The following is an 18,162-nucleotide window of genomic DNA, read 5'->3' as shown; positions in this document are numbered from 1 at the left end:
ATAGAGGTTTATATGGAACATCGTAACATCGCATTTATTGGCGCTGGAAATATGGCTCAAGCCATTATTGCAGGATTGGTTCAAGGTGGATATCCAGCAAATAAAATTACCGTCAGCTCACCTTCTGCCATTCGCCGTGAACCATTAGAAAAAGAGTTCGGTATTCATAGTACTAATGACAATATTGATGCGGTTGAGAAAGCGGATGTTATTGTGCTGGCAGTAAAGCCACAAATGATGGAAGAAGTTTGTAAGCCCTTACAAAATATCGATATGAGTAAAAAGTTAGTCCTCACTATCGCTGCTGGTATTCCTGCTACACGTTATAACGACTATTTTGCGACTCAATTACAGCTCGTACGCATTATGCCAAATACCCCAGCCCTTGTAGGTAAAGGTTTAAGTGGTATGTTCGCGCACAATTCACTTTCATCTCAAGATAAACAGTTTGCCGATGAATTAATGAAAAGTGTTGGAACAACCGTTTGGGTAGAGCAAGAATCTGCCATCAATGATATTATCGCCGTTGCTGGTAGTGCACCCGCTTATTTCTTCTTGTTTATGGAATCAATGCAACAAGAAGCAGAACGTTTAGGTTTTTCACCTGAAGTAGCAAGAGCTATTGTGCAACAAGCAGCAAGTGGTTCTACCGCTTTAGCAGAGAAACAACACATGTTGCCTTTCTCAACTTTACGTGAACAAGTAACATCAAAAGGTGGAACGACTGCAGCTGCACTTATGCAGTTTTATGAAGGTAAATTACCTGAAAACGTCTCTTCTGCCATGCAAGCTGCGATTAAACGTGCGCAAGAAATGGAAAAACAATTTTAATTTCATCAGGGCCAACTAATGAATTTTTTAAATTTCGTCATTCTGACTCTTCTTCAACTCTACACATCCGTACTGTTATTACGTGTTTGGATGCAATGTGTCAGAGCTGATTTTTATAATCCTTTTTCACAATTTATCGTCAAGATCACACAGCCAATTGTTCGCCCATTAAGAAGTATTATTCCTTCTATTGGCCCTATTGATACAGCCTCCGTATTACTAGCATATGTATTAATCCTACTAGGTATTATTATTCCATCTTACTTATCAGGAACATCAATTCCTTTCTCTTTGATGTTCCCATTTGCTTTTATTGAACTGCTTACAGCAGCAGGTAAGATGATTTTCTGGTTAATCATTATTCGTGCAATTCTTAGCTGGGTAAGCCAAGGTCGTAATCCAATTGATCATCTTTTATTTCAATTAACAGAACCTTTAATGGCACCAATTCGTCGTGTCATTCCTGCGATGGGTGGCTTAGATTTCTCAGCAATGATTGTTATTCTTGTGCTTTACGCCCTGAATTATCTGCGTGTAGACGTTTTACAATGGCTACTTAGTGTAACGCTTTACTAAGGATAACACTCATGCAAAAAGTAGTCCTTGCAACAGGAAATCCGGGAAAAGTCAAAGAGCTAGCCTCTTTGCTTTCTGATTTCGGTTTAGATATTGTTGCTCAAACAGAGCTTAGTGTTGATTCTGTTGAAGAAACGGGCCTAACCTTTGTTGAAAATGCGCTGATTAAAGCGCGTCATGCAGCAAAAGTAACTGGCCTACCCGCAATTGCCGATGACTCAGGTATTTCGGTTGATGCTTTAGGTGGTGCTCCAGGAATTTACTCAGCACGCTATGCGGGTGTTGATGCGAGTGATCAGCAAAATCTGGATAAATTGCTTGATGCAATGAAAGATGTGCCTGCTGAAAAACGCCAAGCACAATTTAACTGTGTATTAGTTTATATGCGCCATGAGAACGATCCAACTCCATTAATTTTCCACGGTATTTGGCACGGTGTATTGAGCACAGAAATGCATGGTGAAGGTGGATTTGGCTACGATCCTATTTTCTTTGTTCCTGAATTAAATTGTACTGCGGCACAATTAACTAAAGAGCAAAAAAATCAGCATTCGCATCGTGGTACAGCACTTAAATTAATGTTGGATACTCTTAAGAATGCTTAAGTTGCCTCCATTAAGTTTGTATATTCATATTCCTTGGTGTGTACAAAAATGTCCTTATTGTGATTTCAATTCACACACACTAAAAGGCGAAGTCCCACATCAGGAATATGTGCAACATTTACTCAATGACTTAGATGCCGATCTTATTCACGTGGGTTCCCGTGAAATCCAAACCATATTTATTGGTGGCGGTACTCCTAGCTTATTAAGCGCTGAGTCAATGGCTGATTTACTCTATGGCGTTAAAGAGCGCATTGCTGTTAGCCCTAATGCAGAAATTACTATGGAAGCTAACCCGGGAACCGTAGAAGCTGAACGCTTTGCTGGATTCCAACGTGCGGGTGTAAATCGTATTTCTATTGGTGTGCAAAGTTTTGGCAACGATAAACTTATTCGCTTAGGGCGCATACATGACGCTGATGAAGCTAAAAATGCCGCTCGTTTAGCCAAAGAATTAGGCCTACGTAGCTTTAATTTAGATTTAATGCATGGATTACCAGACCAATCATTATCTCAAGCACTTTCTGATTTACAGCAAGCAATAGAGTTATCGCCACCACATTTGTCTTGGTATCAATTAACCATTGAACCTAATACACAATTTGGCTCTCGTCCACCGAAATTGCCTGATGACGATATGCTGTGGGATATTTTCTCAGAAGGTGACAAATTACTGACAGCAGCAGGTTATCAACAATATGAAACATCAGCATATTGTAAGCCGGGCTTTCAATGTGAGCATAACTTAAATTATTGGCGTTTCGGGGATTATTTAGGTATCGGTTGTGGTGCTCATGGAAAAATAAGCTTTGAAGATGGTCGCATAATGCGAACAGTAAAAACCAAGCATCCTAAAGGTTTTATGGAAGGTCGTTATCTCCACCAGCAAAATTTTGTTGATAATGATGACCGTCCATTTGAATTTTTTATGAACCGTTTTCGTCTATTAGAAGCATTCCCAAGACAAGATTTCAGTGATTACACAGGGCTTTCTGAAGAAGTTATTCGCCATCAAATAGATGAAGCTTTGTCTTTAGGTTATATCAGTGAATCAGACACTCACTGGCAAATTACACCTCATGGCAAGCTGTTCCTCAATTCATTGCTTGAGTTATTTCTTTAATATTACTGATTTCAAATAGCTAACTTAAAAATGCCCATACTGAATATTCACAGTTGGGCATTTTTCTTTAATAACAAACCTTAAAGATTAATCAATTAAAGCGCACTCTCTACCGCTTCAATTTGTTTAGTTAAACTATCTAAGCCACCGCCAGAAAGATACCAAAGATCAGCTTGTAGATAAACAATACCGCCATTTTTATAGGCTGAAGTTGTTTTTATTATCTCATTCTCAAATGTTGCTTTGTCTAATTTATCAGCACCAATAGCTTCGCTACGATCCACAATTAAAATAACATCAGGGTTGGCTTTTGCGATCATTTCAGGCGTTACAACACGACGCTTGCCTTTCTCTTCTTCAGCAACAGGCGGTAATTCAGCTCTTTTTGCTTTAACAACATCATAAACAACACTTTGATTGTTAGGCATTAAATTGCCAGCGTTATGTAATAATACTAAAACTTTTTTATCCGACTCTGCTGCTTTTTTCTGGGCTTGCTCAATAACAGTATTTAATTTGGCAATTTGCTCTTGAGTCGCTTGCTGTTTATCAAATAATTCACCTAATAATTTGATATTTGACTCAACTGAATTGAGATAATTTGCACTGTTAGTGCCTAAATTAACGGTTGGTGCAATTTTCGCTAAAGCCTCATATGAGTCACCTTGGCGACCCGTAATAATAATTAAATCAGGTTTAATTTCGGCTAATTTTTCTAAGTCAGGCGCTTTCATGCCACCAACATTAGCAACGTTACTTGCAATACTTCCTTTAATATAGGCAGGTGCATTACCTAACGGTAACCCAACCACTTTATCGGCTAAACCTAACTCAACTAAAGAATCATAGAGACCAAAATCAAATAGAACCACTTTTGAAGGGTTCTTAGTAACCGATGTTTCACCCAACTGGTGTTTTATCACCATCTTGTCATTATTTTGGCTAATAACTTGGTTAGGTTGGTATTCGATTGGCGTTTTACTTAACGCAGAGAAACTGGTTACAGAAAGGATAGATGCGATAACTAAAGGAAGGATCTTCTTCATTAATTTTGCCCTGTTTAAGTGGAATACTCAAACAGGGCATTCTAAACAGCTCCCCTCACAAGTCAATTGAATAAGAATGATTTTCATTGTTATTTTCAATTATTGTGAGCCAACTATTTATATATTAGATGTAATGTAGGGAGAGGCTAATGCGACTCCTTTAAAGAATTGACAAGCTCAACTCGTTGACTCTCCATCTGGGTTATTTTGCTGCAAGCTTGCTGACCAAATTGAGTAAATGCAGCTTCTTGCTGTTTCCACTCCTGATCTATAATTTTTTGAAAACCATCTAAGTTTCCTAACAATCCACCTAAGGCTTTTTTACTATCCCCCCCCGCGGCGGCTAATAACTGTTTTTTCCCCAACTCATTAATGCTGTCTTGCAACATACCACCAAGGCTACTTTCTACGATTTCCCTGCCTTTGGCTTCAACGTCTTTAATGGCTTGAGAATGGAATGTAATGTTATTCGGTTCTATACTGACCACTCTATCCATTTGCTGATTAAGATCTTTCTCTAATCGACTTAATCTATTGAGGATATTGCTATCTTTACCAAAAGCTTCAATCACCACTTTATCAAGCACTTTGCGCGAATCTTGCAGTTTTACCCCAGTTTCCGTTCTTAACCAAGGTACATCTCGTCTTACAGTGGCTTGATATTTTTTTGCCAGTTCTTGTTGTTGTGGTGTCAATGTGGCACTTTTTTCGTTTTGAATTAATGTACCGTCAGGATAAATCACCATTAGACCATGTGAACCCGCAACTTCAACAAATTCAGAGGTGATGCGTAAATCATCTTTTGGCATTACAGCGCAATCAAAACTTGGTGATGCATTTGCTGTACCAGCAACAAAAAACAGGGTGACAGCAATATTTTTTAAACTCATAACAACCTCCTGAAAACACACCTAAAAAATGGAACGCCCTACTTTGTTTGCTAATAATTCAAGTGCTGCACAACCTGCTAATGAGTTACCTGATTTATCCAACTCGGGTGACCAAACTGCAACCGTAAAAGCATCGGGAACAACGGCAATAATGCCACCACCGACGCCTGATTTTCCGGGAATACCGATACGAAATGCAAATTCACCGGCACCATCATACATGCCACAAGTTAACATTAACGCATTTATTTGGCGGGTTTGTCTTGGCGTAATAATCTGATTTTTATTACCCACACATGTACCTTGATTAGCCAAATAGCTAAAACATCGCACTAACTCGGTGCAACTCATCTCTATTGAACAGTAGTGAAAATAGGTTTCCAGTACCGTAATAACATCGTTCTCAAAATTACCGAAAGATTTCATTAGATAAGCGATAGAGGCATTTCGACTAAGATGCTCCATCTCTGATTTTGCAACCACTGAGTTATAACAAATATCAGAAGTATCAGTGAGAAAACGGATCACTTCTAACATTCTTTGCTTAGGCGCACTTAAGCGAGACTGCAACATATCAGTGATAACAATGGCACCCGCATTAATAAAAGGATTACGTGGTATTCCTTTTTCCATTTCTAGCTGTATCAAGGAATTAAAAGGTAGCCCTGATGGCTCTTTTCCTACACGTTGCCAAATTTCATTTTCTTCATAACGAGTTAAAGCAAGCGTTAAGCTGAGTACTTTAGAAATAGATTGGATTGAAAAACGCTTATCTGCCATGCCTGATTGATAGAGTTCTCCATCAACCGTATAAACAGCCATAGCAAGCTGTTCTGGAGGTACTTGAGCCAATGCGGGAATATAATCCGCGACTTTTCCTTGCCCGATTAATGGGCGAATTTGTTGCAAAATATCTGACAGTAATGCGTTAGATAACGTTGTAGTCACAGTCCCTTCCCCAGACAGACAAGGGCATCCTTTTGGATGCCCTTGTTATTATTTGCTAAATGTATAACTTTCTATCAATCCCACCAAACATCAAATAGTTCAGAGGTTTGTACATCTTGCATTTTGCTTTCTTTTAGGAAGTTTTCGACTAATTGGCGATGTTCTTCTGTACATTTACCAATTTGTTGTAAGCAGATTAAGCCTTCCCAACTCAGGTAACCACTTGCATCAAATGCCAGCCCGTTTGGCTCAATAACTTTGAGGATCAGTTCATCAACAAAGCGATCTACTTCCTCAATTGGGGTATTTTCTGGGAAAGTCCATTTAACTGAGAAACCTAATTCCTGAAATTCATCGATACGCATTTTTTTGCGTAAGCGGCGACTACGTTGTTTAGCCATTATTTTACCCTCTTAAACATAAGATCCCAGACACCATGCCCTAAACGATGACCACGTTTTTCAAACTTAGTCACAGGTCGTGTTTCTGGTCGTGGTACATAATCCTGAGTTTCTGACAAATTTTGATAACCTTCAACACTTGTCATTACTTCAAGCATATGTTCTGCATATGGCTCCCAATCTGTCGCCATATGAAAAACACCATCTAACGTTAATTTATTTAAAATTAATTCTGCAAAAGGCACTTGAACAATTCGGCGTTTATTATGACGCGCTTTGTGCCATGGATCAGGAAAGAATAGCTGAACCATTTTTAAGCTATTATCTGGGATCATATGATTGAGCACTTCAATCGCATCGTGACACATGACTCTCAGATTGCTTAATTGTTCTTCTTCAGCACTTGCAAGACAAGCACCAACACCCGGCGCATGTACTTCAATACCGAAATAATTATTTTCTGGTGTATTTTTTGCCATAGTCACGAGCGATGCACCCATGCCGAAGCCAATTTCTAAAATTACAGGCGCTTCGCGTCCAAAAACCTGACTGAAGTCGATGGGTTCCGGTTGATATTCAATGCCAAAGGCGGGCCACTGTGTTTCTAATGCTTGCTCTTGACGAGGCGTTAAACGGCCTTGTCTACGAACAAAACTACGAACGCGTCGTAACGCACGCCCCTCTTCATTGAATTCCGGAGAAATTACATTCTTGATCATGTCTAATACTGTCAGTCGTTAGGCCAATTATTTACTTAAAATCGTTATAATGTCGCAAGAGTGCAACTTAACCGACATTATCCAAAGATCACTAAGTTTAGCAAGAGTCACACATAGAAGCATCACTCTATAAGATAAATATTAAGAGTGTTTACAGTTTATTCTCTCTGTGGTGCAATCTTACCTTAATCAGAACATGAGTTAATAAAATAAAACATGATGGAAGCTCTGCAATTTTCGCAAGTCGTACTCAATTGGTATCACAAATATGGGCGTAAAACGCTCCCTTGGCAGCAAGAAAAAACGCCTTATCACGTATGGTTATCAGAGGTAATGCTGCAACAAACTCAAGTTGCAACGGTTATTCCTTATTTTGAGCGTTTTATTGCACGTTTTCCTGATGTCAACGCATTAGCTAAAGCCCCTCTAGATGAAGTACTTCATCTCTGGACTGGCCTTGGTTATTACGCAAGAGCAAGAAACTTGCATAAAGCAGCACAACACATTGTAGATAAACATCAAGGGCAATTTCCTGATACCTTTGAGGACGTTTGTGCCTTACCCGGTGTTGGACGTTCAACCGCTGGTGCTATTTTATCGTTATCACTGAAAAAACCTTATCCAATTCTTGATGGTAATGTGAAACGTGTTTTAGCACGTTGTTATGCAGTTGAAGGATGGCCGGGTAAAAAAGAAGTTGAAAATAAATTGTGGGAGATCAGCGAAAACGTCACCCCAACCGAAGGTATAGAGTATTTTAATCAGGCAATGATGGATTTAGGTGCCATGGTTTGCACAAGAAGTAAGCCTAAATGTGAATTATGCCCATTAAATACTGGCTGTATCGCTTATGCTCAAAATAATTGGGCGGATTATCCTGGGAAAAAACCGAAAAAAGTCATCCCAGAAAAAACAACTTATTTTCTTATTTTACAATATGATAATCTTGTTTGGTTGGATAAAAGACCACCAGCAGGAATATGGGGTGGGTTATTTGCCTTTCCTCAATTTGAAACAAAAGCACTTTTAGAACAGTGGTTAACTAAGCATGGACTTGATAATAATGAATCAGAGCAACTGATTTCATTTAGACATACTTTTAGCCACTTTCATTTAGATATTGTGCCAATTTGCGTAAAACTCTCAGCGTTTACCTCTATGATGGAGGAGCAAAAAGGACTTTGGTATAACTTACAGACACCTGCAACCGTAGGGCTAGCAGCACCTGTAGAGAATTTACTTAGACAATTAGCCTAAGCTAATACCTGCGATATTGAGGATTTATTATGAGCAGAACTATTTTTTGTACTTTCCTTAACAAAGAAGCTGATGGACTTGATTTTCAGTTGTACCCAGGAGAAATTGGAAAGCGCATTTTCAATGAAATCTCAAAAGAAGCATGGGCTCAATGGATGGCAAAACAAACCATGCTTATCAATGAGAAAAAACTTAACACCATGAATCCTGACGATCGCAAACTATTAGAACAAGAAATGGTGAGATTTTTATTTGAAGGCCATGATGTTCATATTGACGGCTATACACCACCTGAAAAATAATATTCACTTTTCCAGAGCCTTTAAGGCTCTGGTATTTTATTCACCATAGCGATGCAATTGACCATGAAAAAAATCCTTCTCTTGCTGATTATCGCCCCTCTACTCATTTCATGTAGTAGTCAACCACCAAAAACATTTGAACCCGATTATGCAAAGGATACCAATGCGTTCGATATTCTTATGGGGCAATTCGCCAATAATATCGAAATGATTTGGGGTATGAAGGAAGTATTAATCGCAGGCCCTAAAGACTACGTAAAATACACTGACGCTTATAAAACCCGTAGCCATATTAACTTTGAAGCAGGTACGATCACGATCGAAACATTAGGTAATGATGCACCTCAATTCCAATTACATAAAGCGATTGTCACTACATTATTAATGGGTGAAGATCCGGGCTCTATCGACCTTTATTCTGATATCAATAATATCCCTCACAGTACAGAACCCTTTTTATTAGGACAAGTACTCGATAACACAGGACAACCTATACGTTGGGAATGGCGCGCCAATAAATTTGCAGATTATCTGATTGCCAATAAATTACAAAAACGTCAATCCGGTATGAACACAATTTGGTATGTCACTCTTAATCTTGTTCCTAATCACCTTGATCAACGTGCTCATAAATATTTACCACTAGTACAACAAGCAGCAGCTAAATATGGTGTTGAGCCATCATTGATCTTGGCAATTATGCAGATTGAATCCAGTTTCAATCCATATGCGGTGAGCAGTTCTGATGCACTCGGCTTAATGCAGATTATGCCAGCAACCGCAGGTCGAGATGTATTCCGGATGCAAGGAAAATCAGGACAACCAAGTCGTAGTTACTTATTTGATCCTGCTAATAATATCGATGCAGGTGCGGCTTATATTTCGATATTGCAAAATAGTTACCTTGGAGATATCAAAGATCCTGTTTCACGTCGCTACGCCGTTATACAGGCTTACAACGGTGGTGCAGGTAGCGTGTTGCGGATATTCCATAACGATAAGAAACAAGCGGCGGCTATGATTAACAACTTAGCGCCAACACAGGTGTATACCACATTACGTAATAAACACCCTGCCGATCAATCTCGTCGTTATCTTGAGAAGGTCAGTACGGCTCAACGTAACTATCGTTAGTTGATAATTAGTCTAAAAATAAAGCTTCCTCAATAAGTTTGGGGAAGCTTTTTTGTTACTGAGGCTCAATAAATGGCTTATCGTCATGTGTTTTTTAAGTATCACAAAACACTTTCAGCTTTATTTTTATTCATTTCCCACGTCAAATAGCGTTTTATTAATCAATAAGTTTAAAAAAACAGCAATCAAACGGTTTTGTGATAAATAACGTTGACGAGCAAGGCGATATCGGGTTTAATACGCCCCGTTGCCCGAATAGCTCAGTCGGTAGAGCAGGGGATTGAAAATCCCCGTGTCCTTGGTTCGATTCCGAGTTCGGGCACCATCTTTAGAAAAACCAGCCTTTGGGCTGGTTTTTTGCTTTCTGCGTTCATAATGTTTTCAATATTAAAATTAATACCTACTTATTTAAACGTGAAAATTCCCTTTGTTGTCTTGTTACGCTTTTTTTATTTTCTTAAAAAATAATTTCTAATACAGCCTCATTATATTAATAAGGCTGTATCATATAAATATAACGTTATCTTTCCTGCATAGCCTGCTTCATTCTTGTGATTGGCTTAATCAAATATTGAAATACGGTTTTCTCTCCTGTCTTAATATCTACACCAGCAATCATCCCTGGAATAACAGGTAATTCCTTTCCATTTTTATCAGTAAGATGACTGCTCTGTGTTGTGACTAATACGCGATAAAAAGCTTCATCCTGATTGAGTTTTAAATCACTGGGTCTCTTTTGATCATGTAATGTATCTGGGCTGACTAAAGTCACAATACCTTCCAATCCACCATAAATAGCATAATCATAAGCGGTCAGTTTTACTAATGCTGGCATTCCTGTACGGACATAGGCAACATCTCTTGGGCTGATATAAGCCTCAACTAATAGTTGATCCTCCAATGGAACAATTTCCATAATATCTTGACCAGCTGAAATCACTCCACCAACAGTATTAATTCGTATATTTTTAACAATCCCTCTTAATGGAGCCCGTATTAATGCCCGTTCAACGGGATCAGCTCGCCCGGCCATATTTTCTCTTGCCTGAGCTAATTCGGCTTCTGTTTTCACTAATTCAGCACTGGCTTCCGTTAAATATTTATTTCTCTTTTCATTTATCTGTGACTGAATATCGGCTGACTGACGCTCCATTCGCAATAACTCCACAGCAGACATAGCGCCTTGTGCAACAATAGGCTTTGTTATTGCAATTTCTCTGTCTAATAATGCTTTGCTTTTTTGTAAATTGTTTACCCCTGATTCGAGCGCCTCTTTACGTATATTGTATACTGTTGTTTCTCGTGCCACTAAATCAGTAGATAATCCCTCTGGAAATTTAAGTTTAGTAGAATAGGCCTCCGCTTTCAGTCTTGCTCGAATCGCTTCAAGATTATCAACTTTTGCTTCACTTTCCCTCAAAATGGCTGATGAGCGAGTATCATCCAGCGTTAACAAAACTTGCCCTTTTTCAACAATATCCCCTTCCTTGACTTCCATGCTTTTTAATATACCAGCATCCAGTGTCTGGATTATCTGTTCACGGCTACTCGGAATAATACTACCCTGCCCTCGAGTCACTTCTTCAAGACTACTATTCCATGCCCAAATAACAAAAATAACTAAAAACATCAGTAACATTGTGATCATCATAAAACTTTTATGATGTTTTTCATTCTGAAGAGCTGCATGTAAGTCATTTAAAAGTGCTAAATCCTTATTAGAAAAAGCCTCTTTAGAATGAACTGAATGCGTCACCTGTTTTTTATTTAATTCATTCATTTCAACGTTCTCAATCTTACTTATCTATTTTGGCTTTTGAGCGAACCGTTATGTTTTTCTTTTTCATTTTTAGCTAACTGCTGTAAAACGGCATCTCTAGGCCCATCCATCACAACTTTACCGTTATCTACAACAATTATTCGGTTAACGATACTAAGTACCTGAGGGCGATGCGTAACGACTAATAATGTTCTTGTGCGACACCATGCTGAAATAGCATTTAACGCTTGGATTTCTGAATATTGGTCAAGTCCCGTTGTTGGTTCATCCAGTAAGACAACTTTAGGATTTCTCATCGTCATTCTAGCCAAGGCGACAATTTGTTTTTGCCCGCCAGAAAGACCTAACCCATTCTCTCCCAAGGACATATCTAATCCTCTCGGATGTTTTCTAATAACTTTATCTAAACCAAATCGCTTTAAAGCCATTATTAAGTCTTGATCACTAGAAAAACCATCCATACGGGCTAAATCAAGATTCTCTCTTAAGCTACCTAAAAACAGCCTTGGCTCCTGCTCTAATAATAAAACCTGATTACGCAAATAATGAGGGTCTATTTGGCGAATATCGACATCATCCAGAGTGATACTTCCTTGTTCCGCCGAATATAACCCAGTAGCTAATTTTAAGGTCGTTGATTTACCACTACCAATACGTCCAAGTATGCCAACTTTTTCACCTGGTTTTATTTCAAATGATAAATTTTTGACCACACTGCTATTATCTTGATTATAAGCAAATGAAACATTATGGAATTTTATATTTCCATTAATTTGTTTCAGTGTGATATATTTCCTATCCGATTCACGCTCTGAAGGTCGTTCAACAATGTCATTTACGCCTTTTAAGGCGACCCAAGCCTGTTGAAAGCGCACTGCTAAGCCTGCAATTTGCCCTAATGGTGATAAGGCTCTGCCTGATAAAATAACCGTTGCGATTAATGCTCCCATCGTAATTTTATTTGTAGGATCATCACTATGAATTAAATAAGTACCAATAATTACTAAAAATATCGTATTTAATTGTTGCATCATAACCGCAAAGTAAATGACAAAATTGCTGATATTTTTAACTTTCATTGATGACGATGCGGTTTTTGCCGTGTAATAGTCCCAACGCTTTTGTGCCCAATTCATAGCATTATTCGTTTTTAATGTTTCTATACCTTCAATAGCTTCTACTGCTAATCCTTGCCTTTGAGATGATTCCTTCATCGATTCATTAATATATTTTGATAAAGGAAGCTGAGCTAAAAGTCCAACAATAATAACCAGTGGAATTATAGTCAGTGGTACAAAAGCTAAACTCCCCCCCACAAGTGCAATTACAGATACAAATAAAATTAAAAAAGGCATATCAACTAAAGTTAATAAACTCGCACTCGTCATAAAATCGCGTACAGACTCAAAATCCCGTAAATTATTAACATAGGATCCGGATGATACAGGTCTTTCCTGTAACTTAAGATTGGTAACCTTTCTGAACAAAGCAGAACTGATAATTAAATCTGCCTTTTTACCCGCAATATCAGTTAACCGGCTCCGTATCATTTTTGCTGTAAACTCAAATAATATCGCGATAATTACCCCGATACTTAAAACCCAGAGTGTTTGATAAGATTTATTCGGTATTACTCTGTCATAAACATTCATGACATATAATGAACTGACAAGTGCCAGAAAATTAATAATAAAAGTAGCAACGATAATTTGATAATAATATTTCTTAAAGCGCCATATCACTTTTAAAAACCATGCTTTAGGCATTGTATACTCAGGCAGTTCCGAGCGTACATCAGCTGCAATACGGGGCTTGATAAACCAGCAATAACCTAAATACTTTTCACTTAATTCAGTCTGGGTCAACCATAAAGATAAACCATCCACCTGCTGAATTTTATATTTACGTAGCCCAGCCTCATCAAATGAAATCTCAGTTAAAACAGCACTTTCTTCATTTTTTAATAACAATAATACCGGCATTGCCAGAGACGGAATATCATCCAGAACACGTTGTGATAATGTATTTTCAAAGCCTTCACTTTTCAGATACTCTATCAGTGATGAAAAATCAATCCCCATCTTTGTGGTACGGATTGTATGCGCAGTCAGTGTAGCCACAGATAAATGTGTACCTAATAACTGAGTTGTAAGAGAAAGACCTTCTATGATCAATTTCATAACTACAATATTTACCTTAGTTTATTAGTGTATGAGTGAGTTAAGTGCCCAGTGAGAAAGCGTTCCTTGTGCATACAAATAATCAAGCATCCCTTGTCTGAGATCACTCAATGTCGTGGCATAAGATAATTCAACATCTGATAATTCTTTTTCTGCATTTAAAACATCTAACAAAGAACGGCGTGCAACATTAAATTGCAGTTGATAAAAATCAACGACTTTTGTCGATGATAAAATTTGTGCATCTAATATCTTCAATTTTTGAGTACTTTTTTGGATATTAATAACCGATAATCGCCTTGCTTCCTCAATATCTCTGATGACGCGATCCATTCTCTGCTGAGCTGCATTTAACTGACTGACTTTTTCATCAACAGAATAGAGTGATGAGAAATTAATAATATCCCATGTCACATCAATGCCTATCTGACGATCATCTTTAGTTATATTTCCGGTCAGGTTTATTCTCGGAAGCTGTTTCTTATTTTCAACTTCCACACCCATTTTTTTAGCCTCTATATCCGCCTGACTAACAAGATAGGCCGGATTTTGATTATTATTTTCTACAGTATATTCCCGGTACATATCACTGACCGTCATGCCATCAAAAGGATTAACAAGATCACTTTCGCCAACTGGAAATCCTGTATATTTTGATAATGTATTTAACGTTGTCATTAATACTTTTTCATAATGATTAATATCTTGCTCTACTAATATTTTTCTTGCTTCTGCCTGAACATATTCAGAAATGCGCCCCTCATCATTACGGGCGATCACCTTTAATTCAGCTATAATTTTATTATGTCTGTCTAAACTTCTTTTCTTTACCAAAATAGATTCTTTGGCCAGCAATGCCTTTAAATAGAGATCTGATATGGTGTAAGCAATATTCTCTTTAGTTTCACTGTATTTAAATTGATAATAGAGTTGTTCTTTTTCGTTGCGCTCAACATCACTTTCTATTCCACCAAAAGAATAGAGATTTAATTCACCTCTAAGTCCTGGAACAAAATTATTATCATCATAATCTCTGCTATCACGATGATATTGTCCTAATAATTTATTTCCTGTCACGCTTAATATAGGGAAGTGTTGAGCTCTAGCCTGATTAACTCGAGCTGTCGCTATATCTATATCAGCTTTAGCTTCTAATAACTCTGGTGCGTTATTTAATGAATTATTTAATATATATTTCAAAGAATTTGCATGTGAATTAAAAAATACGCCTCCTAAAATAATAATCATTATTATTTTAAATTTATTTATAGAAAACACAGATATTACCTCTAATAAGCAAATGCAATCCAAATATAAAAATTTAGCATTGGATAATAAGGCTACTCGAATGAGTAGCCTTAGATTTAATTACAACTGATAATTAAAAAACGCCTCCGTTATCGATAATATTATTATCGATATAGACATTTGCTCCACTTACACTGCTGTAAAGTGTATAAGTATGCTCAGTTCCATCTAATGCAGTTGCTTTAACAGTTGTAGCAGTTGCAGTGAATGTTCCTAAACTTCCTGCACCATCAGCACCCAAATCAACCTTGTCATTGGCATCACCGGAAATATAAATTGTTGAATTTGCATTCATACCTAATACATCCGATGCTGTTAACTTGACTAATTGAGATGCATTGTTAGCCTTCAGATCAGTGTCAACAGTCATATCCACTTTTTCGAAGCCAGCAATACCTTCATTTTTACCAGACGCCAGATTAACAGAGATTGTTCCCGTCAAAACTAAGGTATCACTGCCTTCTCCGCCGTTAATATAACCTTGATTACCAGAGGATGTAGAATCATAGTCTTTTGTTAGAACAACAATGTCATCTCCAGCACCAGCATCAATAGTCAGATTTTTAGCGATTGTGCCTAATTTAAAGGTGTCATTTCCGTCTTCGCCATTAACGACCGTGGCATAAACGGAATCACCCATTACGCCAGAAGTGGCATCAAATACATCATCTCCCGCCCCCAGTGAAATAGTCGTGTTATATGCACCATCAGTGACGGTAACAGTATCATTGCCGTCCCCCATAGAGACAGTATTGCCACCATAAATCCATCCGGCCGTTAAGATATCTGCATTGTCACCGACAGAAATATTACCGGTCAGATTTTTAGTTACCGTAATATTATCACTGCCGTATCCACCTAAAATTTCACCGGATACAGAGCCATAGATAGTGACGGTATTAACATCTGTGGCTGTGTCAATATTGTTGTCATTACCCAGGCTTAAATTACTGCCGTCCTGATAAACAGAAAGATACTCTTTCGGCAGATTTGATTTGTCTTTGGTACCGCTACCCAAGTCTAATAAACAAGACAATTCGGTATTATTTTCAGTCGTCGCATCTCCCTGAATATAGGTGTCACTGCCTGATCCCAGATAGATCTGACCAGCATTAGCCAGATTTCCTGTTTGTTTAATGGTAACAGTGTCATCTCCGGATTCCATAAAGAGATAACTGCCTGAATACATAACACGCATTGCTGTATTCATGCCGTCCATGGTAAAGGTATCGTTACCTTCACCGGCATAGATCCGAGTATTGGTTAACATATTACCGCGGACAACCATCAGGTCATCACCAGCCCCTAAATCAACCGTGGTGAGACTTGCACTACCGTCTGTTTTATCTCCGTATCTCCGTCATAACCGTTATCCAGAGAACTGGCCACGTTGCTGTATGATGATGTTTCCTGACCATCCTGATAATAACCAACATAAACAGTATCGTTATAGTTGGTGGTTACCATTGGGTCTTGCTTGCCACTGTTAACACCGATGGTATAACCGAAATCACCACCTACAGCTTCTGATGAGGATAATGAATATTTCAGTGTCAAATCACCGTCCAGATTACGCAATGAAATCGGGTTGCCATCATAAATAATACCGGTTGCTGAAGCGCCCGCATTATTTACAGTATCCGTTACTGCCGTTGCGTTATCGGATGTTCCCGTAATGGTTGCAACCACTTTCTCCATACCTTCTGCATTAAATGCATTCTGGTTAGCTTCCATTGTTGGATCAACCATAAATGACACACTCTTCGAGCCTGCAGGAATAACAACCGTTACTGTTGATGCCCCGTCATATGTCACTTTACCGGTGTCACCATGTAAGGTTATTTTTCCGTCGTGCTGAGAGCCAGCGAGTGTTGAATAGTCCGGAGCACTCGCATAACCTGCACCATTTGTTAAGGTGATTGTCACGGTCACATCCTGTGATGCAACGTAATCCAGCGCTACGGTATACACTAATCCGGTCGTATCATCATTGTCCTCAATGGTTGCCGGAACTTCCATTATCTCGCCGGAAACAGAAGCATCCGCACTAATTTTATCGCCTTTATCATCCGTTGACGTTGTCTCAACACTGATGCTCACTGTCGGTAACACATCTGTTTTTGACGTTGCTGTTGCCGGATCACTTTCATTACCGCTCGGATCTTTGGCAACGGCGATGACTTCACTATTGTCTTTCACATTGTCAGACGGAATTGTGGTGCTGTTGCCATTAGTGTCAGGGAGCAGATTAGGATCACTGGATGTCCAGCCGTTATCCCCTTTCTCCATGGTTACCGTCTGTTTGTCACCGTTTTCATCTTCGAAGGTGATTTCAACCATATCCCCTTTATTAGCATCACCCGGCAGTTCAACAGAAACAGAACCGTTATCTTCTGCATTCAATACCGGAGCAGAAGGTGCAACAGTATCTACCGTAAAGTCGGTTGGTTTACCCTCACCGCTGGTGTTACCCGCAGGATCAGTAATTTCTGCTTTAACAGAATAATTACCATCCGGTGTTGCTTTATCAGCCGGAATAGTCACATCCGCTTTGCCCGCAACCACTTCATCTGCGGTTAAGGTATGTTCTACGGTTTCAGTTGAACCATCAGGCTTGGTAACAGTCAGCGTTAATTTATCACCGGCTGCACTGCCGCCCGGTACAGTGACTTCCGTCTGCACACCGTCTTCCAGTTCTTTCGCATTCACACCATTCGCCGCTTCCGGAATAGTGACCACCGGTGTTGTATCTACCACTCCGTCACCGTCAGTGTCCCCCGGAATTTGGGTATCGACCGTAAAGTCAGTTGGCTGACCTTTTCCGCTGGTGTTACCCGCAGGATCTGTGATTTCGGCTGTAACAGAGTATTTACCGTCAGCTGTCACTTTATCAGCCGGAATAGTCACATCCGCTTTGCCCGCAGCCACTTCATCTGCGGTTAAGGTATGTTCCACGGTTTCAGTTGAACCATCAGGCTTGGTAACAGTCAGCGTTAATTTATCTCCGGCTGCACTGCCGCCCGGTACGGTAACTTCAGTCTGTACGCCGTCTTCCAGTTCCT

The 18,162-nt window shown here is 39.0% G+C and carries 15 protein-coding genes, 1 tRNA gene and 1 pseudogene; 8 read left to right on the top strand and 9 right to left on the bottom strand.

Annotated elements, in window-relative coordinates:
* The first annotated feature begins 12 nt into the window (after positions 1-12).
* Genes proC through hemW form a run of 4 tightly spaced genes read left to right on the top strand, consistent with a single transcriptional unit; the run spans position 13 to position 3,135 of the window.
* Complete coding sequence (proC, locus tag NBG71_RS12555) at positions 13-831, top strand: pyrroline-5-carboxylate reductase (protein WP_075672345.1); 819 nt, start codon at positions 13-15, stop codon at positions 829-831.
* Positions 832-849: 18 nt separating this feature from the next.
* Positions 850-1,407 carry a YggT family protein gene (locus NBG71_RS12550; RefSeq protein WP_075672343.1) on the top strand — a complete coding sequence of 186 codons (558 nt, stop codon included), beginning with the start codon at positions 850-852 and terminating at the stop codon, positions 1,405-1,407.
* A gap of 11 nt (positions 1,408-1,418) precedes the next feature.
* A complete protein-coding gene (locus tag NBG71_RS12545; RefSeq protein WP_250916899.1) occupies positions 1,419-2,012 on the top strand; it encodes an XTP/dITP diphosphatase in 594 nt (197 codons plus the stop codon).
* On the top strand, positions 2,005-3,135 hold the full coding sequence (hemW, locus tag NBG71_RS12540) for a radical SAM family heme chaperone HemW (protein ID WP_075672339.1): 1,131 nt from the start codon (positions 2,005-2,007) through the stop codon (positions 3,133-3,135). The genes NBG71_RS12545 and hemW overlap by 8 nt, the downstream gene beginning before the upstream one ends.
* Before the next feature lie 95 nt (positions 3,136-3,230).
* Here the strand turns inward: hemW and NBG71_RS12535 are convergent, their stop codons facing one another.
* The 5 genes from NBG71_RS12535 to trmB form a co-directional block, all read right to left on the bottom strand.
* Entirely contained in the window at positions 3,231-4,181 is a 951-nt protein-coding gene (locus NBG71_RS12535; protein ID WP_156733078.1) for a siderophore ABC transporter substrate-binding protein, read from the bottom strand.
* A 146-nt stretch (positions 4,182-4,327) separates the two neighbouring features.
* Positions 4,328-5,071 carry a DUF2884 family protein gene (locus NBG71_RS12530; RefSeq protein WP_075672335.1) on the bottom strand — a complete coding sequence of 248 codons (744 nt, stop codon included), beginning with the start codon at positions 5,069-5,071 and terminating at the stop codon, positions 4,328-4,330.
* Positions 5,072-5,092: 21 nt separating this feature from the next.
* On the bottom strand, positions 5,093-6,019 hold the full coding sequence (gene glsB / locus NBG71_RS12525; protein ID WP_250916898.1) for a glutaminase B: 927 nt from the start codon (positions 6,017-6,019) through the stop codon (positions 5,093-5,095).
* Between the two features lie 74 nt (positions 6,020-6,093).
* Complete coding sequence (locus tag NBG71_RS12520) at positions 6,094-6,420, bottom strand: YggL family protein (RefSeq protein WP_023581025.1); 327 nt, start codon at positions 6,418-6,420, stop codon at positions 6,094-6,096.
* A complete protein-coding gene (trmB, locus tag NBG71_RS12515) occupies positions 6,420-7,139 on the bottom strand; it encodes a tRNA (guanosine(46)-N7)-methyltransferase TrmB (RefSeq protein ID WP_075672331.1) in 720 nt (239 codons plus the stop codon). Before trmB ends, NBG71_RS12520 begins: the two co-directional genes overlap by 1 nt.
* Before the next feature lie 216 nt (positions 7,140-7,355).
* Between trmB and mutY the strand changes: the two genes are divergently transcribed.
* The 4 genes from mutY (at position 7,356) to NBG71_RS12495 (ending at position 10,157) form a co-directional block, all read left to right on the top strand.
* Positions 7,356-8,396: an A/G-specific adenine glycosylase gene (gene mutY / locus NBG71_RS12510; protein ID WP_219410078.1), complete on the top strand. Its 1,041-nt coding sequence runs from the start codon at positions 7,356-7,358 to the stop codon at positions 8,394-8,396.
* 29 nt (positions 8,397-8,425) lie between these two features.
* Entirely contained in the window at positions 8,426-8,698 is a 273-nt protein-coding gene (locus NBG71_RS12505; protein WP_006534840.1) for an oxidative damage protection protein, read from the top strand.
* A 63-nt stretch (positions 8,699-8,761) separates the two neighbouring features.
* Entirely contained in the window at positions 8,762-9,832 is a 1,071-nt protein-coding gene (gene mltC, locus NBG71_RS12500; RefSeq protein WP_075672445.1) for a membrane-bound lytic murein transglycosylase MltC, read from the top strand.
* 249 nt (positions 9,833-10,081) lie between these two features.
* Positions 10,082-10,157 (top strand) — tRNA-Phe (locus NBG71_RS12495).
* A gap of 195 nt (positions 10,158-10,352) precedes the next feature.
* On the opposite strand, the gene NBG71_RS12490 is transcribed toward NBG71_RS12495, so the two are convergent.
* The 4 genes and pseudogenes from NBG71_RS12490 to NBG71_RS12475 form a co-directional block, all read right to left on the bottom strand.
* On the bottom strand, positions 10,353-11,612 hold the full coding sequence (locus tag NBG71_RS12490; protein WP_250916897.1) for an HlyD family type I secretion periplasmic adaptor subunit: 1,260 nt from the start codon (positions 11,610-11,612) through the stop codon (positions 10,353-10,355).
* 20 nt (positions 11,613-11,632) lie between these two features.
* A complete protein-coding gene (locus tag NBG71_RS12485; protein WP_250916896.1) occupies positions 11,633-13,792 on the bottom strand; it encodes a type I secretion system permease/ATPase in 2,160 nt (719 codons plus the stop codon).
* 24 nt (positions 13,793-13,816) lie between these two features.
* Complete coding sequence (locus NBG71_RS12480; protein ID WP_250916895.1) at positions 13,817-15,070, bottom strand: TolC family protein; 1,254 nt, start codon at positions 15,068-15,070, stop codon at positions 13,817-13,819.
* A 103-nt stretch (positions 15,071-15,173) separates the two neighbouring features.
* Positions 15,174-18,162 (bottom strand): annotated as a pseudogene (locus NBG71_RS12475) (beta strand repeat-containing protein); the annotation flags it as partial.

The sequence above is a fragment of the Proteus sp. FZP2095 genome (assembly GCF_023701425.1).
GTDB lineage: Bacteria > Pseudomonadota > Gammaproteobacteria > Enterobacterales > Enterobacteriaceae > Proteus > Proteus cibarius.
Note: the sequence above shows the minus strand (reverse complement) of the source record. Positions and strands in the feature narration are given on the sequence as shown.